The 24035-nt window shown below is 65.0% G+C and carries 21 protein-coding genes; 11 read left to right on the top strand and 10 right to left on the bottom strand.

Going from position 1 to position 24035, the window contains the following annotated elements; translation table 11 throughout:
* The first annotated feature begins 213 nt into the window (after nt 1-213).
* Entirely contained in the window at nt 214-894 is a 681-nt protein-coding gene (locus tag N0B28_RS12455) for a hydrolase (protein ID WP_043861250.1), read from the top strand.
* A 55-nt stretch (nt 895-949) separates the two neighbouring features.
* Here N0B28_RS12455 and N0B28_RS12450 read toward each other — a convergent pair whose 3' ends face one another.
* Nucleotides 950-1594 carry a dTMP kinase gene (locus N0B28_RS12450; protein ID WP_275731959.1) on the bottom strand — a complete coding sequence of 215 codons (645 nt, stop codon included), beginning with the start codon at nt 1592-1594 and terminating at the stop codon, nt 950-952.
* 88 nt (nt 1595-1682) lie between these two features.
* Here N0B28_RS12450 and N0B28_RS12445 point away from each other — a divergent pair, with 88 nt between their 5' ends.
* From N0B28_RS12445 to N0B28_RS12430, 4 genes are all read left to right on the top strand, one after another.
* On the top strand, nt 1683-2405 hold the full coding sequence (locus tag N0B28_RS12445) for a hypothetical protein (RefSeq protein ID WP_275731957.1): 723 nt from the start codon (nt 1683-1685) through the stop codon (nt 2403-2405).
* A 67-nt stretch (nt 2406-2472) separates the two neighbouring features.
* Nucleotides 2473-2889, top strand: a complete 417-nt coding sequence (locus tag N0B28_RS12440; protein WP_275731955.1) for a hypothetical protein — start codon at nt 2473-2475, stop codon at nt 2887-2889.
* Between the two features lie 104 nt (nt 2890-2993).
* Nucleotides 2994-3158: a hypothetical protein gene (locus tag N0B28_RS12435; RefSeq protein ID WP_275731953.1), complete on the top strand. Its 165-nt coding sequence runs from the start codon at nt 2994-2996 to the stop codon at nt 3156-3158.
* A gap of 140 nt (nt 3159-3298) precedes the next feature.
* A complete protein-coding gene (locus N0B28_RS12430; protein ID WP_167400189.1) occupies nt 3299-3469 on the top strand; it encodes a hypothetical protein in 171 nt (56 codons plus the stop codon).
* A 4-nt stretch (nt 3470-3473) separates the two neighbouring features.
* On the opposite strand, the gene betI is transcribed toward N0B28_RS12430, so the two are convergent.
* The 8 genes from betI to N0B28_RS12390 form a co-directional block, all read right to left on the bottom strand.
* Nucleotides 3474-4121 (bottom strand): transcriptional regulator BetI, encoded by a 648-nt coding sequence (gene betI, locus N0B28_RS12425; RefSeq protein WP_052504246.1) that lies wholly within the window; start codon nt 4119-4121, stop codon nt 3474-3476.
* 166 nt (nt 4122-4287) lie between these two features.
* Nucleotides 4288-5730 (bottom strand): cytosine permease, encoded by a 1443-nt coding sequence (locus N0B28_RS12420; protein ID WP_043861246.1) that lies wholly within the window; start codon nt 5728-5730, stop codon nt 4288-4290.
* Nucleotides 5731-5790: 60 nt separating this feature from the next.
* Nucleotides 5791-6975: an iron-containing alcohol dehydrogenase gene (locus N0B28_RS12415; RefSeq protein WP_236176253.1), complete on the bottom strand. Its 1185-nt coding sequence runs from the start codon at nt 6973-6975 to the stop codon at nt 5791-5793.
* Nucleotides 6976-6985: 10 nt separating this feature from the next.
* Nucleotides 6986-8482 carry an aldehyde dehydrogenase family protein gene (locus tag N0B28_RS12410; protein ID WP_275731949.1) on the bottom strand — a complete coding sequence of 499 codons (1497 nt, stop codon included), beginning with the start codon at nt 8480-8482 and terminating at the stop codon, nt 6986-6988.
* Nucleotides 8483-8639: 157 nt separating this feature from the next.
* Complete coding sequence (locus tag N0B28_RS12405) at nt 8640-10007, bottom strand: APC family permease (RefSeq protein ID WP_275731947.1); 1368 nt, start codon at nt 10005-10007, stop codon at nt 8640-8642.
* 269 nt (nt 10008-10276) lie between these two features.
* Nucleotides 10277-11176 carry a proline iminopeptidase-family hydrolase gene (locus N0B28_RS12400; protein ID WP_054914489.1) on the bottom strand — a complete coding sequence of 300 codons (900 nt, stop codon included), beginning with the start codon at nt 11174-11176 and terminating at the stop codon, nt 10277-10279.
* 188 nt (nt 11177-11364) lie between these two features.
* Nucleotides 11365-12441, bottom strand: a complete 1077-nt coding sequence (locus tag N0B28_RS12395; RefSeq protein WP_275731946.1) for a hypothetical protein — start codon at nt 12439-12441, stop codon at nt 11365-11367.
* 58 nt (nt 12442-12499) lie between these two features.
* A complete protein-coding gene (locus N0B28_RS12390; RefSeq protein ID WP_173925049.1) occupies nt 12500-13840 on the bottom strand; it encodes a diguanylate cyclase in 1341 nt (446 codons plus the stop codon).
* A gap of 259 nt (nt 13841-14099) precedes the next feature.
* On the opposite strand from N0B28_RS12390, the gene N0B28_RS12385 reads away from it, so the two are divergent.
* Nucleotides 14100-15026 (top strand): methyltransferase domain-containing protein, encoded by a 927-nt coding sequence (locus tag N0B28_RS12385; RefSeq protein WP_229590118.1) that lies wholly within the window; start codon nt 14100-14102, stop codon nt 15024-15026.
* A 30-nt stretch (nt 15027-15056) separates the two neighbouring features.
* Here the strand turns inward: N0B28_RS12385 and N0B28_RS12380 are convergent, their stop codons facing one another.
* Nucleotides 15057-15830, bottom strand: a complete 774-nt coding sequence (locus tag N0B28_RS12380) for an ATP-binding cassette domain-containing protein (protein WP_275731944.1) — start codon at nt 15828-15830, stop codon at nt 15057-15059.
* Between the two features lie 433 nt (nt 15831-16263).
* Here N0B28_RS12380 and N0B28_RS12375 point away from each other — a divergent pair, with 433 nt between their 5' ends.
* The 5 genes from N0B28_RS12375 (at nt 16264) to N0B28_RS12355 (ending at nt 23912) form a co-directional block, all read left to right on the top strand.
* On the top strand, nt 16264-16818 hold the full coding sequence (locus tag N0B28_RS12375; protein WP_054914486.1) for a tail fiber protein: 555 nt from the start codon (nt 16264-16266) through the stop codon (nt 16816-16818).
* A gap of 29 nt (nt 16819-16847) precedes the next feature.
* Nucleotides 16848-17405, top strand: coding sequence for a tail fiber protein (locus N0B28_RS12370; RefSeq protein WP_058540206.1), 558 nt, complete (start codon nt 16848-16850; stop codon nt 17403-17405).
* Between the two features lie 35 nt (nt 17406-17440).
* The gene (locus tag N0B28_RS12365) at nt 17441-17980 is read left to right on the top strand and encodes a tail fiber protein (RefSeq protein ID WP_043861237.1); all 540 of its coding nucleotides are present in this window, start codon (nt 17441-17443) and stop codon (nt 17978-17980) included.
* Entirely contained in the window at nt 17973-18518 is a 546-nt protein-coding gene (locus N0B28_RS12360; protein ID WP_058540207.1) for a GNAT family N-acetyltransferase, read from the top strand. Before N0B28_RS12365 ends, N0B28_RS12360 begins: the two co-directional genes overlap by 8 nt.
* Before the next feature lie 120 nt (nt 18519-18638).
* On the top strand, nt 18639-23912 hold the full coding sequence (locus N0B28_RS12355; protein ID WP_275731941.1) for a putative Ig domain-containing protein: 5274 nt from the start codon (nt 18639-18641) through the stop codon (nt 23910-23912).
* Nucleotides 23913-24035 lie beyond the last annotated feature (123 nt).

Genomic DNA, 24035 nt, shown 5'->3' with positions numbered 1-24035 from the left:
GGCCAGAGCATCAATCAAGCAGGCTGACGAATCATTACGCTCAGGTTAACGATCAGGGCATCGAAGCGTCGCCCACTACCCTGTGCGCTTGACAATGAACGCTGCAATCATCGTTCACAAAACAGGACGCTCACGTGCAAATTACGCGTCTACCGGCCCTATCGTTCCGTATCTAGACTCCCTCTCACACCACTACCCCAGAGGAGAGTCCAAATGAGCGCACCCGCCAACTTCAACAATCAGGCCCCTGTCATCGACCCGACCGATGTCGCCATGCTGTTGATCGACCATCAGAGTGGGCTGTTCCAGACAGTGCACGACATGCCCTTCACCACCTTGCGCCGCCTGGCCAGCACCTTGGCCAGGATCGCGACCTTGTCCAACATCCCCGTGATCACCACCGCCTCGGTACCGCAAGGCCCCAACGGCCCGTTGATTCCCGAAATTCATGAGAACGCCCCGCATGCCCGCTACATCGCACGCAAAGGCGAAATCAACGCCTGGGACAATCCGGAGTTTGTCGCCGCCGTGAAGGCCACCGGCAAGAAGCAGCTCATCATTGCCGGCACCATCACCAGCGTGTGCATGGCCTTTCCGTCCATTGCGGCGGTGGCTGCAGGCTATCAGGTGTTTGCCGTGATCGACGCCTCCGGTACCTACTCGAAGATGGCGCAGGAAATCACCCTTGCGCGAATGGTCCAGGCAGGTGTCGTGCCCATCGACGTGGCGGCGGTGGCTTCCGAACTGCAAAAGACATGGAACCGGCAAGACGCGGCTGAGTGGGCGCAGGCCTATACCGGCATCTTCCCCAACTATCAGTTGTTGATCGAAAGCTACGCAAAGGCACAGGAAGTGGCGAAGAACAACGAAGCGCTGGACTCCCAGCGCAGCTGATTCACCCGCCGACGGTTCCCATCGCAAGGTGGGGACTGTTGGCGGCACCCGCAATTCATGGAGCTGACACGGCGTGCTCGGCCCGAGAGTCGCCCAGCACGCCGTCGATCTCGGCCACCAGTTGCCTCACCGCCTCCTCAACCGTGCCTTCATTACGGCACAGCACCCACCCGTTATCCGCAACCGCCTGCTCGAACGCCTGCGTGGCAGCAACCTGCTCCTCCAGGCTGAACATCACGGTACTGCCCAGCCCTCGGGTTCTGGCCGCCGCCCTCGCCCACGAAATCTGCGGGCTGGTAACCACCCCGACGTGCAGGTCCGGCACACTCACCTCGCGCTCGAGGTTCAACCGCAGAATCTCGGCAAACGGCACTATCCGGCGAAACGCCGCATCCGATGGATACCAGCGGTCGATCAGGATGATGCTGTTGGGCGGCTGCCTGGTCAGCACCTGCCGGGAAATCCAGGCCCGGCTCTCGGCAAGGCGTTCGCAAACCGCCCACTCCAGCGACCGGCTGGGGTTTCTGACCAGTGCGTTGACGAGCGCCATCGTCTCGCCCCGGCCGGGGTCGCTGTTTTTCTCGGACAGCCGGACCACCTTTCTGCCGTCAGCCCGCAGTGCCTGGGTCACGGCTTCCAGCAGCGTGGTCTTGCCGGTTCCCTTGGGGCCATCCAGCGAAACGAAAAGCGGACGGTTCATTGTTGTTGCGCCTCTGGTTGTGTCCATCAGTCATGAGCCGGCATTCTTGCACACCCGCTCCCCAGCAGACACCGAGGCACCTCCGTCAATGGACCCGACACTCACCCAGGCCCTTGCGCAACTGCGCAGCGCCCTGCCCATCGGCCTGCGTCACGCCCGGGCCCTGCTGCAACGCTGCGCCGGCAACCCGCAGCAGGCCGCCGAGCTGTACAAGGCCGAACTGCTGCAGGTGCTGATGGAAAAATCCGGGCTGCCACACCACCAGGCCCGCCAGTACCTGCACAGTGCGGGCTACGACCTGAGCCGCGCCTTGACCGCCCTGGACGAAGCGCGTTTCACCCTGACCCAGCGCATTCTGCGCCACCATCACCAGGACAAGCCACGCGCCCTGGACCTGATCGCCCAGGCCATCGAAACCGCCGAACAGCTGCCCCGCCAGTACTGGCTGGATTTCGAGCGCCTGGATCAACTGCCCGCGGCGCTGCGCTGCTTCATGGTGATCCACGAATGGCTGGCCTTCGAGCAATGGGAAGGCTTTGACAGTGCCCTGCACTTTCACCTGCCCCAGGCCATCACCCAACTCAGGCACCTGCAGCTCGATGCCCTGGCGCACACACTGGAGCAGGCCGATCAGCGCCAGCAGCACCTGCGCCAGGCCCATGCCGATGAACACCACGTCGAGCTGGCCATACGGATCCAGCAGGACCTGCTCTTCGACGCCTGCCAAACCCGCTTCAACCAGCAGCGCACGCAGCTCGACGAGCAGCTGTACGCGTGGGTGGAGCGACACATGGCGCAGTTTCCCGCTTGAGCCGCGCCCCTGCAGCGCGCAAGCCGGTAGACTGCCGCCCTCCCCGACGGACCTCGGATTCCCCCTCATGGAACTGCACTACCGCATCACCCCCGACCACCTCCAGTCCTGGATCGCCGAACCGCTGAAGCAGGAACTGCTCAAGCAGGACGAGCAACAGGCCCGCGCCCTGGCCACCTTCGCCAGGTGGCAGAGCCGCCTGATCGGCCCGCTGATGTTCGCCCTGTGCCTGATCGGCGCCCTGCTGGCGGTGTATCTCCCGGAGCGACGCATCACCCCGGAGAAAGCCATCGCCCTGCTGCTGTTCACACTGGTGTTCATCCCGCTGTGGTGGCGCTTTTCCGGGCGCTGGGTCGGCCACCTGCAAGCGCGGATCGCCGCCAACCACGCCAAGCCCCGGGCACCGGTACGCGGGCTCAACCAGCGCCTGATCGAGGCCAGGCTTCGGGCACCCCTGAAATCGGCCCAGGCACGTACAAGCTGAGCTTCGATGATCAGGGCTTCACGCTGGACAAGGCCCGGGGCGGCAAGACGGTCCTGGCCTGGGAGCAAGTCGTACACCTGCTGGAAACGCCGGATTTCTACCACGTGGCGAGCGCAGACATGCGCGCCAAGGGCATGGCCTGCCTGATTGCCAGGCACAGCGAGCTGATGCCGGCGCAGGACTATCAGCAAGGTCTGCAGGCGTTTCTGAGCCACTGCCCGGTCACGGCTAGCGCCCCGGCCACGTCTTGCCCATCAACCCCGAAGTAGCCCTCGGCCGGCCTGGGCGCAGGTGGTAATTCGGCCAAAGCACAGGGAAGCAATGCCATGGCAACGCGCCGGTGCTGCATGCAGCCACGGCGAACGTATAAGGTAGGCCGCACAACAATCCAACTGCCAAGGAGACAGCCATGACCCTGTTCTGCCGGCTTAGCCTGCTGTTGCTGATCGTGGGAATGCTGCTGGGCGAGATCGTGCTCGCCAGCGTGGGGCTGGTGGGCGTGTGCGGCGCGGCGCTGTACATCAGCATCCGCGAGGACACCCCGCAGGCGCCCCCCGCCGAGCCGGAGTTTCTCGCCTAGCCGTTCAAGGCTGCAGCGGTTCGGCGCCCTTGACGAACATCTGCGCCGTGACAATGCAGCACTTCTCGGCCTTCTTCGAACTGAAGGCCTTGTGGTCGAGCGCCCATTCCAGCCAGAAGCCGTCGATCAGCGCGGTGATGGTCAACGCCGCGCTTTTGGCGTCTATCTGCGTGCCCTGTGCCTTGCCGATGGCCTTGAACACCGACTCCAGTTCCTTGCGATAGTCGGCATAGAGCTTCTTGTTCAAGGCGCGCAGCTGCTCCGACGATACCGCCGCCCCCCAGAACCCCAGCCAGGTGGTGAGGATGAACTCGTTGAAGATCTGCCCGCGAAACGAGGAGCGGATGATCGCCAGCAGACGGTCCTCGGGGGTGCCGCCCTGCACCGCCAGGTACTTGCGGGTTTCTTCGCGCAGCTGGTCGGTGAGTTCCTGGTAGGTCGACAGCATCAGCTCTTCCTTGCTGGAAAAGTGATGGCCGATCAGCCCGATGGACACCCCGGCCTGCGCGCAGATGCGCTCCAGGGTACTGCCACTGTGGCCATAGCGGGTGATGCACTGCATCGTCGCCTCGATGATGGCCTTGCGGCGCGTCTCGGGGTCGATGCGGGTTCGACGCTTCCTGGGTTGGGTTACTTCGGGCTCACTGCTCATACGTCAACAACCTGTGCACTGCGGGGCATGGCCCCGGTCTCCGGACAGCGGCTACATCTCAGTCGCCAAGCGAGGCGACAATTTAGCAACTTTTGCCCGGGCAAGTGACAGGAAATGGCGATTGCCCCGGCGTGCGTTGCGCACGCCGGGGCAATCGTCGACAGGCTCAGTTGGCGCTCAGGCCGCGCTCCAGGTCCTTGTCCAGTTCATCGATGCGCGACAGCTCCGCCGCGATGTCCTGGGTGCGGCACAGCCACCCGTAGACCAGCGCCGACACCACCAGGCCCACCAGCATGCTGATGTCGGCGCCATCGAGAAGCGTGGTCACGTAGCCGGTATACAGCCCGGTGCTGGAGAACGGCAGCATGGCCACGAAGCCTGCCACGTAGGCGCCGATGCCGCGCCAGTTCCAGCGCCCGTAGATCCCGTTGGGCTTGAAGATCTCGGTAATCGAGAACTTGCCGTGGCGTACCTTGTAGAAGTCCACCAGGTTGATCGCCGTCCACGGGGTGAACAGGTACAGCAGGATGGCCAGGAAGTCGCCGAAGTCCTTCACGAAGTTGTCCGATGCGGTCATCGCGATGGCGATCGCGGTCCCGCCCACCAGCAACATCGAAACGATGCGCTTGAACAAGGTGGAGGTCTGGGTCTTCACCGTGTCGGCGATACTCAGCAAGGTGATCGAGGCGCCGTAGAAGTTCTGCGCCGCGCTGGTCACCAGGCTCAGCACCGCCAGGATCAGCAGGCATTCGCCGAAGCCGCCGAACAGTGTGTTGCCCAGCATCACCAGGCCCTTGGCCAGGTTCTGCCCCGGGCTCAGTGCCGCGGCCAGGGCGCCGATCAGCATCATCCACACCCCGCCGATCATCGCGCCCATGTAGGTCCACCAGAACGACGAGCGCACGCTGACATTGGCCGGCAGGTAGCGCGAGTAGTCCGACACGTAGATCGCCCAGCTCAGCTGATACGCGGCGGCCACGAAGAACTGCGCCAGGAACGGCGTTGCCTTGAAGTCCGAGACGCTCAGCTGATCGGCTGGCAGCTTGACGAAGAAGAACAGCCCCACGGTGAACACCAGCATCACCGCGATCAGCACGAACGCCAGCAGCCGCTGCACCTTGTGGAAGGTGTTGTAGCCGGCAATCGCCATGACGATCGCCAGCAGCGAGAAGGCGATGGCCGAGCCGTTTTCGGGAACGTCGAACAGTTCGTGCAGCGTCTGGCCCACCAGCAACTGGTTGAAGGCGTTGTAGCCCACGTAGGTGGCGATGGCCACCACATACACCAGCAACGCGCCCAGGTAGCCGAACTGCGGGCGCGACTGGATCAGTTGCGGCAGGCCCATCTGCGGGCCCTGGGTGGAATGGCCGGCCATGAACAGCGTGCCGAAGGCGCAGCCCAGGAAGATCGCCACCGCCGACCAGAACAGGTTGGCGCCCATGCCGACCCCGATGATGCCCACCGCCAGGGTGGTCAGGTGCGCTTCCCCGCAGAACCAGATGGGCCACAGGTGCCACGCCTTGCCGTGGCGCTCTGCGAGCGGGACGTAATCGATGGAGCGTGTTTCAAGGTTCAGGCGTCCCTTGGACGCCGAGTGGGAGGCAGACATGGCAGTTGCACCTTTTTTTATTGGTCTGGTTGCACGGCTAAGCGGAAAACAGCGGGTTCATCAATCGCGGGCGTGGTTGATCGCCTGGGTCAACAGCGCCTCCAGTTGTGCCTGGGTGCTGTCGCGCGGGTTGGTCAGCCGCGCCGGGTCGCCCATGGCCTTGCGTGCCACGGCGCCGACATCGGCCTGGCGGACCCCGAGCTCGGCCAGCGACCTGGGAATCTCCAGGCGGTCGAGCAAGGCGCACACGGCGTTGTAGAAGGTCTCGAACTCGGCGTCCGGCAAGCCCAGGGCCTGCGCCACCGGCATCAGGCGCGGGGTGATCTGCGCCTGGTTGTAGCGCAGCACCACCGGCAGGATGACCGCGTTGGTCAACCCATGGTGGGTGTTGTAGGTGGCGCCCACCATATGGCTCAGTGCGTGCACCAGCCCCAGGCCCTTGAGAAACGCCACGCCGGCCAGGCACGAGCCGATCAGCATGTTGCCCCGCGCCTCCAGGTCGTGACCGCGTTCGACGGCGGTGTCGATCGAGCCCCACAGCAGCGTCAATGCCTGCAACGCGGCGCCATCGCTGAGCGGGTTGAAGCTGGGCACGAAGTAGGCTTCCAGGGCATGGATGATCGCATCGCACCCGGTCCATGCGGTCAGGTTGGCCGGCAGGCTCTGGGTCAGCTCCGGGTCCAGGATCACCGCCGCCGGGCGCGCCCGTGGGTGCCACACGCAGCCCTTGATGCCGCGCCCGGTGTCGGTGAGCATCGCGGTGCTCTCGGTTTCGGCGCCGGTGCCGGCGGTGGTGGGAATCGCGATCACCGGCGCAAAGTCCGCCGCACTGAAACTTGCCGGCACCGGCTTGTCGAAGTCGAAGGCCCACAGCTCGCTGCGCTGCTGACGGGCGACCAGGGCCACCGCCTTGCCGCCGTCCAGGCCACTGCCGCCCCCCAGCGCGATGATGCCGTCGGCGCCCCAGGCCCGATAGGCTGCGGCACCGGCCAGTACCGACTGGTCGGTGGGGTTGGGCTCGATGCCGCCGTACAGGCCGCAGGCAAGCCCCGCCTCGGTCAGGCTGCGCTGCAGTTCATCCACGAAGGGCAGGCGCAGCGAGCCCTGGTCGGTGATGATGATCGGTCGGCTGATGTTGAAGTCCCGGCACAGCCTGGCCAGGTGATGACGCGCACCCGGGCCGTACTCGATGGGCAGTGGCACGGTCCATTGTTGCGGGTTCAAGGCTGAAAGCGTGTTTTGCATGGGGTTGACCTCAACGGCAGCGCAGGATGGTGGATTTCAATTCGGTGTACTTGCCCAGCGCATGGGCCGAATTGTCCCGGCCATTGCCGGACTCCTTGAACCCGCCAAACGGGAAGTTCATGTCCACCAGATCGTCATAGCAGTTGACCCACACCGTGCCGGCCCTGAGCTGGCGGGTGGCGCGGTGAATGGTCCCAAGGTCGGATGACCACACCGCCGCCGCCAGGCCGAACTCGGTCTGGTTGGCGATGGCGATGGCCTCATCGAGGGTGTCGAAGGGAATCACCACCAGCACCGGGCCGAAGATTTCCTCGTTGGCGATACGCGCCGTTGCGTCCGGGGCAAGGAAGATCGTCGGCTCCAGGTAGGCGCCTGCCCCCACCGGCGAGAGCGCCTGGCCGCCCTTGAGCAACTGCGCCTCGTGCCGGCCTGTTTCGATGTAGCGCTGGACGCGCTCGAACTGCACCGCGTCGATGATCGCACCCGTGACGCTGGCCGGGTCCAGGGGGTGCCCCGGGTAGTAGCTGTCGGTGGCCACGAGCAGTTCGCGCAACAGCGGCTCGATCACCGAGCGCTGCACCAGCAGACGCGACCCGGCGCTGCACACCTGGCCCATGTTGGCGAAGATCGCCGCCGCTGCCGACTGCGCGGCCTGGGTGAGATCCGCGCAATCGGCCATGACGATGTTGGCCGACTTGCCGCCCAGCTCCAGCCATACACGCTTGAGATTGGAGGCGGCGGCGTTCTGCGCGATCTGCCGCCCCACCGCGCCGGAGCCGGTGAAGGCGATACAGTCGACGTCGCCATGCAGGCTCAGCTCGCGTCCCACCGCGCCATCACCGGGGAGCACGTTGAATACCCCCGCCGGCACACCCGCTTCCATCGCCAGGGCGGCGATGCGCAAGGCGCTCAACGGGGTTTTCTCCGACGGCTTGAGCAGCACGCTGTTGCCGGCTGCCAGGGCCGGGGCGAACTTCCAGGCGGCCATCAGCAGCGGGTAGTTCCAGGGCACCACCGCCGCCACCACGCCCAGCGGCTGCTGGGTCACGGTGCCGAAGAATTGCGGGTCGGTGGCCGGCACCTCGCCGTGCACCTTGTCGATCAGTTCGGCAAACCAGCGCAGGCAGTAGATCGTGCCCGGCAGGTCGGCACCGATGGTATCGGCAATCGGCTTGCCGCTGTCCAGGGTCTCCAGCAGCGCCAGCTCGTCGGTATGCGCCTCGAGCAGTGCGGCCCACCTCAGCAGCACCGCCTTGCGCTCGCGGGCCGCCAGCTCGCTCCACACGCCGGCCTCGAAGCTGCGCCGCGCAGCAGCCACGGCCAGGTTCACATCGGCCTTCGCGCACTGGGCCACCGCCGCGAGCACGGCGTCGTCAACCGGGCTGCGGGTGCAGAAGGTCGCCCCGTCTTGCGCGTCCACATAGCGCCCGTCGATGAATGCCCTGCCCTCCAGCGGCAACGTTGCTGCCTTGTCGAGCCAATAGGCCCTGTCTTTGAGTCGTGTCACTGCAATACCCCGTCTTGTTCTTGTCAGGCTGGGGCAATCCTAGGCGATACTGAAAATATCTTCAATAACGATCAAGGCCGTTACTGAATTTATTTTCAATAAAAATGCCCGCATGAGCGGGCATTGTTCCAGGCGATGCATGGGCAGCAGCGTGCAGTCAGTCCGTCCAGGTCAGCGAGGGCGCCCCCCGCCGGCGCATCACCCAGGCAATCAGCAGGCCGCCGAGCATCCAGGCGGCGCCCAGCACCTTGGCGTGCACGTTGGTGCTCCACAGCGCATAGCTCAACAGCAGCACGCCCAGCACCGGGGACACCCCATGGCTGAACAGCTGCGCCTGGCCGATCTTCCTGAAGTAGATCATCACCGACACGTGCAACAGGATGTAGGCGGTCAGCGCGCCGAACGTGACCAGGGTCACCATCACATCCAGGTAGCCGGCCCCGGCGAACGCCACCACGAACGAAACCAGCGCAACCGTGACGATGGCGTTGGCAGGCACGTTGGTGCGGGCACTGATGCGGCTCAGGTACGCGGGCAGGCGCTTGTCCCGCGACATGCTGAACAGCACCCGCGCCGTGGTCGCCTGGGACACCAGGGTGTTGGCCATCAGCGCGATGATGCCGCTGGTCAGGGTGATCACCGGCAGAAACCAGGCCCCGACGATCTCGGCACTGAGGGTATAGAACGCAGTGTCGGCAGCGGCGCCCTGGTACACCGTGCCCAGCGGCACGAACACTGCCGCCAGGTACACCTGCCCCACGAACAGCACCGTGACCAGCACCAGCAGCATCATCGTGGCCCTGGAGACCGTATCCCCGCCCCCCTTGGCCTCTTCGTTCAGGGTCGACACCGCGTCGAATCCGATGTAGCTGAGGGCTGCAATCGGTACGGCGGCGAACACCATGGCCATGGAGAAGTCGGAGCGGTTGTAGAACGGCGCGATGAAGTGCTCCAGGGTCGGCTTGAGTTCGATGATGCGAGAGGTGGCAAAGGCGGCGAACAGAAACAGCACCACCAGCTGGATCAGCAGCAGCACCTTGCTCAACCTGGCATTCATCTCGATGCCCATCAGGTTGACCGCCGTGGGCACCGCAACGAAGGTGACCAGCCACACCGTGGTCGGCACCTGCGGGAACTGCGCCGACAGCGCCGCCGCCCCCAGCACCGCCAGCAGTGCCGGCAGCAGCAGGTAATCGAGCAGAATCGCCCAGCCGGCCACGAAGCCCAGGCTGCTGTTGGTGCCGTGGGTGACATAGGAATAGACCGAGCCGGCCAGGGGGATCTTCCTGGCCATCTGGCTGTAGCTGATGGCGCTGAAGATCATCGCGACGGCGGCCACCAGGTACACCAGCGCCACCATGCCGGCGGAGGTGTTGTAGATAAGCCCGAACACGCTGACCGGGGCGATGGGCACGAAATACAGCAGGCCGTAGGCGAGCACATCGGAAAAGCTCAGTACCCGTTTGAGCCCTGCCTGCTCCGGGTCTTGTGTACTGGGGGTGTCTGACGCATTGGCAATCGACATGGGCAATCTCCGAAGCAATAGATCGTCGAGGCGCAACCCCCTGTTTCGCCAGGGGCCTGGGTCGACTTGTTTTTTATAGTTTTATCCATGACTTCAAGGGTCGGTACAGCGCGCGCGGGGCTGCGTGCGCTGTACCGGGGCTGCTTCCTGCAAGGGGCAAGTATCAAAGTGGGCCACCAGGCGAACAAGCGACCATTGCGCATGCAATCAGTCGTCGGCGGAATGATCCCCAGCGGTGCCGCCCTGGCTGTGCATCGACCCGACGGCATTCAGGTGCGCGGGGTCGCCTTGGCAATGAAGGCGCGCAGGTGCCTGAAGAAGGGTTCGGGGTTTTCGATATGCGGCATGTGGGAGGCCTCGGGTATGCAGCAGAACTCGGCGCCCCTGACCATCGCCGCGAAGGCCCGGCCCGATTCGGGGGTGCCTTCGTCGTGGGCCCCGCACATGAACAGCGTGGGCACCTCGATCGACGCCAGCTTCGGGGTCAGGTCCAGGTCCGCCAGTGTGCCGGTGCCGAAGAACTCGGTGGGGCCCCACATGTAGCCGTACAGTTCGGTCGCGCAATTGTCCATCGTGTCGACCACGATCTGCGGCCAGGGCTGCACGCGGCACAGGTGACGCACATAGAACGCGTTGACCGCCTCCAGGTACTCGGGGCTGGTGAAGTCGCGCTGCGCCTCGCACCGGCGCATCACCGCCTGCAGGTGGTCGGGCAACTGCGCCTTCAATCGCTCGCAGTCCGCCATCCAGCGCTTGGCATCGACCAACGGCCCCGACAGCGCCAGCGAGCACAGCCCGGCCGGCTGCCGGGCCGCATAGTTGATGGCGATGCTGCAGCCCCACGAGCTGGCAAACAGATGCACCTGGCCCAGGCCCAGGTGCTCGCGAACGGCATCTATCTCGTCGGTAAAACGCTCCAGCGTCCAGTTGCGTGTGTCGCCCACCCGCTGCGAGCGTCCGCAATCGAGCTGGTCGTACAGCACCACGCTGCGGTCAGGCACCAGTTCGAGCAGCGGCAGCAGGTAGTCATGGGAGTTGCCGGGGCCGCCATGCAGCACGATCAGCGGCACGGCACCGCTGTTGGCCGAGCGGTTGAGCCGGTACCAGACCTTCCCACCCGGTACATCGATATGGCCGCTTTCATCTGGCACAGCAGCGTAGTCACTCACGAGCACCTCCAACCTTGTGATTGTTATTCTGTTGGCGCGCGCCCCCGAACCCGCAAGCCCGGTACTGACGCGGGAACAGGCGGTCGTCGCCCTGCTCGAGTCTTAGGGCACGAAGGGGCTGGCACAAGCGAAAAAAAATGGGCTGGTCCTGAATTATTTTCCTGACCTGCCGTGGCGCTGCGGCACGCTCAGGGCGGCGGCGCGAACAGCACGGGCCGCGCTGCATCGGCGCCCAGTACACAGGCCACGTCATGCGCGCAACCTGGCACGATGACCATGCGCCTGGGCGTGCGCGGCTTGAGCACGGCCTGTTCATAGGCGGCATACGCCAGCCCTCGCTGCAATCGGAAAGGCCCCTGCAACATGGCCGCGCAGGATTTGTCGAGAATCGGGTAGAACGTACCCTTGTCGGCACTGCTGTCGAGGGCACCTTCCAGGTAATCGACCTGGGCCGCCGCATAGTGTGCGCGGGCCTGCGCGCCGGTACGCGGCAGATAGCCAGGCAGCGACTGGGTGCCGTACTTCCAGTGGTCATAGGCACAGGCCGGGGACGTCGCCGGCACGTCGAAGCGCCAGGTGCAGCCCCCCGTACCACAGGCCTCCCACGGCACCGTTCGCTCGCCCCGCAGGCGCACGGGGCGAACCGGGTCGAAGTACAGCCAGCTGCCCGGGTCGGCGATCACATAGCGCAGCGCCACACCCGCCGGCGGGTCGGCGGCAAAACCGATGCTGTGCTGGAGCATCTGCGCACCGGCCGAAAACCCCACCAGGGTCACACTGCGCAGGCTCGGCCACTGCCGGGCCAGTTCGCCCAGCAAGGCGTCCAGTGCCGCAAAGGCGCCAAGCGGATGGGCGCCCAGCGAGGGAGCCCCCGCCAGCCAGCCGGCACAGCTCCACAGCGCGTCGCCCGGTTGAGCGCCGGGCGTGTCCGGCATGCTGCAACGCCCGGCCTGCGCCGGCGCCACCTGATACAGCGGCGCCACCACCAGGGTACGCGGCAACCGGCCCGCAGCACGTGCCGCCTGCAAGCCGGCCTCGAAGCTGCGCCCGACATCGCGCGGATGCCCGTGCAGTATCAGCAGTGCCGTCTGCGGGCCGTGGGGGTCGCCGGGCCTTGGCGCGCGCGATGCGTAGTAATGCATCTGGCCTGCACCTGCCGGCAACGCGAAGCTGTGCAGGCACTGCGGGCCGGCCTGGCGCCCGCAGTGGCCGCGCTCGGCGGCGAGCGCGCCACTGGCCGTCAGCCACAGCACTGTCAACCACATAACGCTGCGCCAGAGGCGCCTTGGCGTGTGCATCGTCGCCTCCATCAGGCCTGGCCTGTCACTCCGGCGAGGTCAGTTCCCCGTACGCCACCACCCGGTTCCGGCCGCCCTGCTTGGCCTGGTACATGGCCTGGTCGGCCTGTCGCAGCAGGTGCTGGTAGTCGGGGTGGCCGTTGTAGGTGGCCATGCCGATGCTCACGGTGACCTGGTGCCTGCGGCCTTCGGTCAGTTGCAGCTTTTCCGCTTCGACCTTGCGCCGCAACTTCTGCGCCACCTTCATGGCGTTGGCGCTGTCGATGTCCACCAGGATCATCAGGAACTCCTCGCCCCCCATGCGGAACACGTAGTCCCCCGCGCGGCTGTGGCTGCTGAGGATCTCGGCGATCTGCTGCAGAATCGCGTCGCCGGCTTCGTGACCGAAGTTGTCGTTGATCGACTTGAAGTTGTCGATATCCACCGAGAACACCGAAAACGTCTGCCCGGTCTTCTGCGCGATGGCGATCTCGTTGCCGATCACCACCGGCAGGAACTTGCGGTTGAGCATGCGTGTGAGCACGTCGCGGCCGCTTTCCAGCTCGTTGGCGGTGTTGAACAGGTTGTCGAGGTTGAACATCAGGCTCTTGGTCTGGTCGCGAATGTCGCGCAGCAGGCGCATGCGCGTCTCCTGCTCGTGCATCGAGGCAAGAAACATGGGCAGCAACACGTCATCCATGTGACGGATGATCTTCAGGATCTGATCGCTTTCGCTGGTGTTCTGGAAGGCGTAGGCGCCCTTGTGACGGAACCACAGGCCGAAATCAGAGGCCGCGAGCCTGGGCAGGTTCACGCCGTTGGAGCCCATGGCCAGGTCGAACATCAGGCTGTTTTCCCAGTCCAGCAAGGCGCCGCGCTGACGCTCGCGCTCGGTGCTGATGTTCTGCAGCACCGAGAACAGCCGGTAGCCTTCCTCGTTGCGCGAGTTGCGGTCATGGGACCGCGAATAGGCGTGGCTCATGATTTCCATGGCCAGGTCCATGGTTTCGCTGGCCAGGCGCAATGCCTGCGCCTCGCTGGCCCACTGCTGTTCGAGAATCAGCTGGAACAGCAACTTCTTCAGGTGCCGCGCACCACTGAGCACCAGGTGCAGCGGCACGTCGATGCGCGCATGCACTTCCCCCACCTGCTTCTGCAGGGCAACCAGCGGCATGCAGTCATCGGTGGGCGACACCGAATAGACCCGCACCAGCCAGGCCTGCATCGAACTGCCCAGGCGGCTCTTGACCTCGTCGTGGGACAGGATCAGCGAAGCATTGGGGTCGGCCAGCATGTGTTCATAGAACCGCGCGGCCAGCATGACCTTGTTGCGCTCGACAAGGCCCTGCAACGATTGGGTCAGCGTGCATGGGTACTGGGAAACCATGCTGTGCCATTCTTTGGCTTGTACTTCCGGGGAAACGCTTGGCATGTGTGGCCTATTTTCAATTCAGCAAGAAGCCTGATGCCTACACGAATCACAAGAGGCTTCGGCACTGGACGAACCAACCGGGTTCGCCCGCCGGGTATTCTATTGCACGCTGCGCGGGAAGTCTTTGAACGCGAGCGCTGCGTACCCGGCTCAATACTTGCGCGGCCCTGCCGATAGCCTGCGCAAGGCATTTTTTCAGAGGAAGCAAGCGTCGATGAACCATAAAGGCATGGCCTTGGCCAGCAAATACTGTCAGGGCCGCGGCCTGGAGATCGGTGCCGCCGCGCATAATGCGTTCTACCTGCCGGACTGCATCAACCTGGCCCCCTGCGATGGCGAGGCATTCCTGTACCCGCAGGACCTGGAAGACTACACGCACTACAAGCAGGAACAGGCCAACTACCACGTCGAGCCCGCCAGGGTCGACGCGCTGGGCGACTTCCTGGATATCCCCTTTGCCGACCAGACCTTCGACTACCTGATCACTTCCCACGTCATCGAGCATGTGCCCAACCTGCTGGCGGCCTACGTGGAGTCATCCCGGGTGGTGAAGGACGGTGGCGTGTTCTTCTGCATCTTCCCCAACCGCAACGCCGAGCCCACCGACCGCATCCGCGCGCTGACCACCCTGGAACAGATGATCGACGCCTACGAAAAGCGCGTCGACATGAGCACGATCGACGCGCACCTGTGGCGTGGCCATCACCTGGTGTTCTCCCTGCAGAGCATGCTGCGGGCCGTCAACCTGATCAACAACGTCGGGCTGGGGCACTGGCTGGTCGAAAGCGTCGAGCAGACCGACTCCAAGGTCGGCAACGGCCATACGGTTGTACTGCGCAAGCAGGTCGGCCTGGCGAACCTGATGATCAAGGATGGCGCCCAGTTGAATCACGAGATCGGCACGCGCCTGCGGGCCCAGGACCTGACCGGCGCCCTGCACCTGGTGAAGGTGGCGCTGTCGTTCGACTTCTTCAACGCCTATCACCTGTACCTGGCCTTTGCCCTCAGCTGCCAGCTGGACAACGCTCGCGAGGGGCTGGAGTTCCTGCGTCAGGCACTGATCATCGACCCGGAAAACGAAGAGTACCGCCAGCTGTTCGTGCAGTTCACCGGCGGCCCGTTCATCAACCCTGTGCCCTGACCCCGCCGAGCCGGCCGCACGCAGGCCGGTTCAGGCGTGCCAGCAACGGTACCAGCCATCCTGTTCGCTGATGCGCAGCTGCGTCTGGTACAGCTGCGACAGTGCCGCGCTGGTCAGCACCTCGGCCTTGGGCCCGTCGGCCACGATGCGCCCCTGGCTAAGCAGCACCACACGCTCGATCTCCGGGATGATCTCGTCGATATGGTGGGTGGTGATGATCATGGCGTGCTCCTCGGCGCAGAAGCTGCGCAGCAACCTCAGCATGCCCAGGCTCGCCCCCATGTCCAGGCCGTTGGCCGGCTCGTCGAGAATCAGCGCACTGGGCCGGTGAACCAGCGCGCGGGCCAGCAGCAGGCGGCGCTTCTGCCCGGTGGACAGGCGCTGGAACATGGTGCTTTCGTACCCGGCCATTTCCACCTCGGCCAGCAGCGCACGCGCCTGCGCCAGTTGCTCGTCATCGGGCTGCAGATGGCCATGGGCACCGATGGCGCCGAAAAAGCCCGACGTCACCACATCCAGCGCCTGGGTGTGCGGGGTGTAGTCTTCCTGCAGGTCCTGGGACACGAACCCCAGGCGACTGCGCAGTGCCCACAGGTTGACGGTGTCGCTGCCGAACAGCTTCAGGTGGCTGCCTTCGCGCTCCACCGGGTACAGCTCGCGGGTGATCAGCTTGAGCAGGGTGCTTTTGCCGGCCCCGTTGGGGCCCAGGATGGCGACCTTCTCGCCGGCACCGATGTGCAGGGAGAAACCGTCCAGCACACGGTTGTGCTGCTGGTAGGCGGTGACATTGTGGAAATCGATCATGGCTTGCTCGTCAGTGCGGCACGGAAAAGAACCCGGATCTTTCCACAGCACGCAGCCACTGGCTACAGGGCACGGCCAGGTGCCCATGAATACCGGGCGCGACGTGTGTCTGGCGCCAGATTACCGACAGCCGCCCCGCGTCAAACAATCGTTTGAAAAAAATCGTCGAAATACCCATTTTCAGTGATGGCAATGCGTCACTACCTCGCCTAGCATCAACCCACCTCCCGAGGGCCGCTTCGCCGGACCCTCTGCCTGTTATCGCAACCATGGAAGGAACGCTCATGAAGAAGCGCAGATGGAAGCTGGAACGGCCACAAGCCGTGATCGATAACCGCCTTACCTAGCTAGTCAGCTCTGCCGTGATTGTCACTCACTTGCCTGCAAGTGGGTTTTTTTTGGTGCCTGAGAAACATGATGGAGGTTTGTTCATATGGAACCTTTCGTGGGTGAAATCCGCCTGTTCCCTTACAACTTCGTGCCCAAGGGTTGGCTGCCGTGCGACGGACGCCTGTTATCCACCCAAACCAACGCTGCACTGTTTTCCTTGCTCGGCACCCAGTTCGGCAGCTCCGGCAACAACCTGTTTGCCCTGCCTGACCTGCGCGGGCGCACCGCGCTGGCCCGGAACAGCACCGGCACCCCTGACCCCGGCCTGAGCAATCATACCCAGGGCCAGTCAGCCGGCACCGAGAAAGAAACACTGCCCGCCGCCGCACTCGCCCAGCATACCCATGAGGTCTATGTATCCGATGCCCTGGGCAACAGCGGGCCGGCCGGTGCGTTCCCGGCCACCAGTGCCAACCTGGCAACCCCACCGGTCGCTTCGCGCAGCACCTACGTCAAGTTCGACAGTAGCAAGCAGCAAGCGCTCAACCCGGCAACGATTCAGCCCACGCCACCCCAACAGCCCCTGGACAACATGCAGCCTTCGCTGGTGCTGCAGTACTGCATCGCCAGTGTTGGCGTTTACCCACCGCGCCCGTGAACACGCTCCTTCACATCAAGGAATGAACCATGTCTGAAGCCTTTATCGGGGAAATCCGTCTGTTCGCAGGCAACTACGAGCCACAGGACTGGGCACTGTGCAATGGCCAGCTGTTGTCGATCCAGCAGAACCAGGTGTTGTTCACGCTGTTGGGCACCACCTATGGCGGTGATGGGGTCAACACCTTCGCCCTGCCCGACCTGCGCGGCCGGGTACCGGTAGGCGCCGGCGCAGGCCCCGGCCTCACGCAGCGCAACCTGGGCCAGGCAATGGGCAGTGCACAGACCACCATTGGCGTGCAACACATGCCCGCTCACTCGCATACCTTTTACGCCAGCACGCAGTTGGCCGATGCCGCCTCGCCGGTCGACACCCAGGCACCGGCCTCGCGCACGCTCGGGGTGTTCACCGCGCAAAGCTCGACCAAGGGGCTGTACAGCAACGGCGGCACCAACCCCAACGTCACACTGAACTCCGCGGCAGTGTCGGTGGCGCCAGGCGGCGGGCAACCACATGCCAACCTGATGGGCAGCATGGCGCTCAACTACATCATCGCGCTGGCCGGGATCTACCCGTCGCAGCAGTAAGCCCACCCCTCTCTGAATCAAGGAAAGAGCATTCCATGGACGCTTTCTATGGTGAAATCAGGCTTCTGCCCTACAGTTTCGTGCCGCAGAATTTTCTTCCCTGCGACGGGCGTTCGTTGTTGATCCAGCAGTACAGCGTGCTGTTTTCGGTGATCGGCAACCGATTCGGCGGCGATGGCAAGACCACGTTCATGCTGCCCAATCTCAATGGTCGTGTGGTGATGGGAGCCGGCCAGGGTACCGGGTTGCCAAACGCAGCCTTCGCCAGTACCGCTGGCGCCGACAAGGTAGCGCTCAATTCCTTGAACTACCCGCCACACAACCATGGGTTCACCGCGCGCGATGGTACCGAGCCGGACCAGAGGGTCGACATCCCGAGCACCACCACCTACCTGGCCCAGCCACGCAACATCAACCTGTACAACACTGTGGGCACCACGCAGACGCTGGCCGAAGGCAGCATGACTGACGCCGGCACTGGCAACGGCAACATCGAGCGCAACCTGATGCAACCCTACCTGGCGCTGGCGTACTGCATCTGCGTCGAAGGGGAGTACCCGATCCGCAATGACTAGCCTCGAGCGCCTGGCCCGCCTGCTGCCATCGTCGTTCGTTCCCGGCCTGCGCCTGCAGGCCGAGGCGGATGACGGGTTTCTGCGGGCGCTGTTCGTGACGCGCCGCTGGGAAGAGGTGCGTGCCGCACCAGGGTGGACCGACGCGCAGCGGGTCGCGTTTCTGCACGCCCAAGCCGAGCTGCAGCAACGCCACTACGCCCTGCACTATCGCTCGGCCGAATTCCTGTTGCTGGAGCACCAGGGGCAACCGATCGGCAGGTTGTGCCTGCAGGTGGACGCCAGCGAAGTGCGGGTGGTCGATATCGCCTTGCTGCCTGCCTGGCAGGGCAAGGGGCTGGGCAGCACCCTGCTGGCTGCGGTGCTCGCGCTGGCCGACGGCCAGCACACGCGCTGTGCCCTGAGTGTGGAGCCGTTCAACCCGGCGCGCCGGCTGTATGCGCGCCTGGGCTTCGAGGTAGTTAGCGAGCAGGGCTTGTACCTGCAGATGCAACGGCCACTGACGCAGACCTGTGCCGAGGGTGCCCCCATGGAACCCTGACCACGCCGCCGTTACCTCCACGCTGCAAAACCCGCACTGCCAGTCACGGCATACGGGTTGTTCCGATGACTCTTGACCCGCGCCGCAAGCGAGTAATACCGCTACCTGGCAGGAAGCCCCATGAACAGATCCCTGATTGACCTTCGTCACCGCATGGCCCGCAGCATTGCATTGCTGGGCCTGATGCTCGTCTCGCTGCTGCTGTGCGGCCAGGCCAGTGCCGCCCCGACCCTTTCCCCCGCCAGTGGCACCGCCCTGCCGGATGTGGCGGTCAACACACCGATAGACACTTTCACTATCACCGCCACCGGCGGCGCCATGCCGATCTTCGAGTGGTACGAATGTGACCAGGATGACACCAGCATGCCGACCAACTGCCTGCCGCCCGGTCTGGTTCTGGAAACGTCGCCTGGAAGTGCGACCACCACCCTGCATGGCACCCCCACAGCCATCGGCAACTACGATTTCTGGATTTCGGCCCTTGACAGCAACGACGTCGTGGGCAAGGCCCGTTACACCCTCAAGGTCACAGGCGCAACACCGCCCCTGACCCTGACCGCCGTATCGCCCGGCAGCGGCCCCGCCATCGGCGGCACCTCTGTGACCCTGACCGGCACCAATTTTGTCGGCGTCACCGACGTGACATTCGCTGGTGTGCCCGCTACCAACATCATCGTCGTTTCCCCGACCTCGATAACCGCCACCGTCCCCGCCTACACGGCAGGCCCGGTCAACGTGACGGTCACAACGGCAAGCGGTACGAGCACGCTGACCAATGGTTTCACCTACCTCGCCGTACCGACCCTGACCATCGCTACGCCCAATTCCGGCGCCACCACCGGCGGCAATCAAGTGTTTATCTCAGGCACAGGCCTGACCGGCACCACCAGCCTCACCTTTGGCGGCACACCGGCAAGCAGCTTCACCGTCAACAGTTCGACATCGATCACCGCCATTGCGCCCGCGCATGCCGCCGGGCCCGTCAATGTCGTGGCCACCACGCCGGGGGGCAGTGCCACTTCGGTCAATGCCTATACCTACCTCGCCGTGCCGACCCTGAACACCGTCACCCCCAACTCAGGCCCCATCGGCGGTGGCACCAGCGTGACCCTCACGGGCACCGGCCTGACCGGCGCCAGCAGCGTCACCTTTGGCGGAGTATCGGCAACCGGCTGGACCATCAACAGCCCCACCCAGATCACCGCCACAATCCCGGCCGGCAACGCCGGCGTGGTCAACGTGAGTGTCACCACTGCCGCCGGCTCGGCGTCGTTGACCAATGCCTTCACCTACATTGCACCGCCGGTTGCCGGCCCGGTCAGCGCCTCTGTCGGCCACAACAGCAGCGCGAACCCTGTCACACTCAGCCTCTCGGGGGGCGTCGCCAGCAGCGTGGCCATCAGTACCTCAGCAAGCCACGGCACAGTAACGGCCAGCGGCACCAGCGTCACCTACACACCCACGGTCGGTTATGCAGGCACGGACAGCTTCACCTATACCGCCACCAACAGTGCAGGCACCTCTGCCCCGGCGACCGTGACCGTTACCGTCGGTTCCCCGACCATCAGCATCGCCCCTGCATCACTGCCTGCGGGTACTGCCGGTATCGCCTACAGCACCACCTCGCTGGCTGCCAGCGGGGGTAACGCGCCCTACGCCTTTTCGCTTGCATCTGGAGCCTTGCCCAGCGGCCTGACCCTGGCATCCAACGGCACGCTCAGCGGCACGCCGACCAGCAGCGGCAACTTCAGCTTCACGGCCAAGGCCACCGACGCGTTCAGCTACACCGGCACGCGCAGCTATACACTGACCATCGTTGCCGGCAGCATGGCCATCACCCCGGCGACATTGCCGGCCCCCATTTACAGCAGCAGCTACAGCCAACAGCTCACCGTCAGTGGGGGTGTCGCGCCCTACACCTTCAGCATCAACGGTGGCAGCCTACCGACCGGAATCGCCCTTTCCAGTACCGGTACCCTGACCGGAAGCCCCTCCAAAGCCGGTACTTACACCTTCAGCGTCACGGCGGTCGACAGCTCCAGCAACCTCACCAGCGTCAGTCAGACCTATACCCTCACCATTGCCACGCCCTTCATAGACATCACGCCGATTACCTTGCCCGCAGCTACGGTGGGCACGGGGTACAGCACGTCGATCAGCGCCAGCGGTGGGGTTGCACCCTTCGACTACGGTATCGCCTTCGGCGCGCTGCCTGCAGGAATGAGCCTTACCAGCACAGGCACCCTGAGTGGCACACCAACCACCGCCGGTACGTTCACTTTCGGGGTGCGGGCCAGTGATACCAACAGATTCACCGGAGTGCGTCCCTATTCCTTCGTGGTTGGCCAGCAAGCGCCGGTAGCCGCCAATATCAACCAAACCCTCGCAGCCAACAGCGGCGCCAGCACGATCAGCGCAAGCCTCAGCGGGGGGCCGACCACCAGCCTGGCCGTGGTGACACCCCCTGCACATGGCACCGTCAACATCACCGGGGCCACGGGTTTCACCTATACCCCGACCCCAGGCTATGCCGGCGTCGACAGCTTTACCTATACCGCCACCGGCCCGGGGGGGACTTCGGCGCCTGCCACCGTCAACCTCGCCATCACGCCGCCCACCGTGGTTATCGGCACGACCACACTGGCCAACGCCACCCAGAACGTGCCCTACACGGCCAGTATCAGTGCCAGTGGCGGAACCGCGCCGTACAGCTACACCATCGTTTCGGGCGCCCTGCCGTCCGGCATGACCCTGGCCCCGACCGGCAGCCTGGCCGGTACGCCAACCGCACCCGGCACCAGCAGCTTTACCGTCAGGGTGACTGACAGCCAGAATTTCCAGGCAAGCCAGGCGCTGAGCCTGACAGTCGTGGCGCAGGCGCCCGTGGTCGGCAACGTGTCGGCCAGTGTGGCCGCCAACACCAGCAACAACCCGCTGACCCTGAACCTGGGCAGTGCCCCGGTCACCAGCGTGGCCGTGGCCAGCAACCCACAGCACGGTACTGCGCAGGTCAGTGGCACCAGCATCACCTACACCCCGACTGCCGGTTACTCGGGCATTGACAGCTTCACCTACACCGCCACCGGCCCGGGCGGCACCTCGGCACCTGCCACGGTGAACGTTACCGTTACCCCGCCAACCCTGGTGCTAAGCCCAGCGTCAGGCTCGCTGCCGCCAGGCACCGTGGGCACCGCCTACAGCTTCGGCCTGGGTGCCAGCGGCGGGATGGCGCCGTACAGCTATGCCATCGGCGGCAGTCTGCCCAATGGGTTGACACTCAACACCTCGACCGGGGTGATCAGCGGCACGCCGACCGAGGCCGCCAACGCCACGCTGACCGTTACCGCCACCGATGCCAACGGTGCCACCGGCAGCCGTACGCTGAGCCTGACAGTCGTGGCACAGGCGCCCGTGGTCGGCAACGTGTCGGCCAGTGTGGCCGCCAACAGCCGCAACAACCCGCTGACCCTGAGCCTGGGCAGTGCCCCGGTCACAAGCGTGGCCGTGGCCAGCAACCCACAGCACGGTACTGCGCAGGTCAGTGGCACCAGCATCACCTACACCCCGACTGCCGGTTACTCGGGCATTGACAGCTTCACCTACACCGCCACCGGCCCGGGCGGCACCTCGGCACCTGCCACGGTGAACGTTACCGTTACCCCGCCAACCCTGGTGCTAAGCCCAGCGTCAGGCTCGCTGCCGCCAGGCACCGTGGGCAGCGCCTACAGCTTCGGCCTGGGTGCCAGCGGCGGGATGGCGCCGTACAGCTACGCCATCGGCGCCGGCAGCCTGCCCAATGGCCTGCAGCTCGACCCGGCGACCGGGGTGATCAGCGGCACGCCGACCGAGGCCGCCAACGCCACGCTGACCGTTACCGCCACCGACGCCAACGGCGCCACCGGCAGCCGCAGCATTACCCTGGCGATCGCCGCCCAGGTGGTCACCGTGGTGTCATCCAGCGAGGCGCTCAGCCCCGGTGCTGTCGCCAGCGTCGACCTTACCCGTGGGGCCACCGGAGGGCCGTTCCTGCGCGCCCGCGTGGTGTCGTTGAGCCCAGCGTCAGCCGGGCATGCCAGCCTGACATCGGTGGCCCCTGCGCGAGCAGCGCGTGCCGCCCTGTCCGGTTTCAACCTGCGCTTCGTGCCTGCCGCTGCCTTTGCCGGCACAGCAGTGGTCACCTTCAGCCTGGAGAGCACCAGCGGTGCCAGCGCGACCGGCACCGTGACCTTCAGCGTGCAGGCACGTCCCGACCCCAGCAAGGACGCCGAAGTGATCGGCCTGCTCAACGCGCAATCGCGCGCAGCGGATCGTTTTGCCAGCACCCAGATGGACAACTTCAACCGGCGCCTGGAGCAACTGCACCGCCCTACCTGTGACCGCAACGCGTTCAACGCCAACGTTCAACATGGCCGCGACAACCTCGGCCTGGGCAGCCTGGGCAAGGCGCTGCGCGACGAGCTCGAAGGCAACGGCAAGGGCAATGACGACGAGGACGCGGACGACACCCGTCGCAAACAGCGCGACACCGCCCGCGCCACCTCCGGCGAGTGCGTCGAAGAGGCCGTGGCCTACTGGACCGATGGCTTCATCAACACCGGTTCCAACCGCGCACGCGGCGCCAAGGACAACAGCTTCGTCACCTACGGACTGAGCGCCGGCGTCGACTATCGCCTGTCGCCAAGGGCCGTGGTGGGCATCGGTTTTGGCTACGGCAACGACCGCGCCGACATCGGCGAGCAGGACACCCGCAGCGAGGCTGACGCCCTGGGCCTGGCGGCGTACCTGAGCGTCAACCCGCTGTCGGAGATCTACATCGATGCACTGCTGGGCTACAACCGCATCCGCTTCGACTCGCGCCGCTACGTCACTGCCGACCCGTCCAACGGCTATGCCCATGGCTCGCGCGACGCCGACCAGCTGTTCGCCTCGCTGACCGCCAGCTACGAGTACCGCGAAGGCGCCCTGTCGCTGGCGCCGTACACACGGCTGAACGCCAGCTTCACCAAGCTGGACGACTTCAGCGAACGGGGCGGCGGTATCTACGGGCTGTCGTACGAACAACAGCGCCAGCGGACCTTCACCTCGTTCCTGGGCGTGCGCAGCGGCTACGACATCCAGACCGGCGCCGGCGTGCTCACGCCGCGGGTCGGGCTGGCGTGGGGCCACAACTTCAGCCACAGCGACGACTACCGCATGCGCTACACCGACCAGACCAACGACGGCGTGCTGTATCGCCTGTCACCCGACCCGATGGACAGCAACTTCGTCGACCTGGACCTGGGCCTGGACTTCAGCCTCAGCCAGAGCTGGCGCCTGGGCTTCTCGTACAAGACCGCGCTGGCCACCGACGAGCGCAACGAGATGTTCCGCATCGGCCTGGACGGGCGCTTCTGACCCCTGCCCTGGCGCCCCTTTGCCGGCCTCACCGGCGAAGGGGGCTGGTCAATCTGCATGACGCCTGTCGGCAAAGGTGCCGACAGCGCGTTGCGCGGCTACAATGCGCGGCTACCGTGACCA

Source organism: Pseudomonas sp. SD17-1 (genome assembly GCF_029201585.1).
Classification (GTDB): domain Bacteria; phylum Pseudomonadota; class Gammaproteobacteria; order Pseudomonadales; family Pseudomonadaceae; genus Aquipseudomonas; species Aquipseudomonas palmensis.
This window is presented reverse-complemented; position numbering and strand designations above follow the sequence as displayed.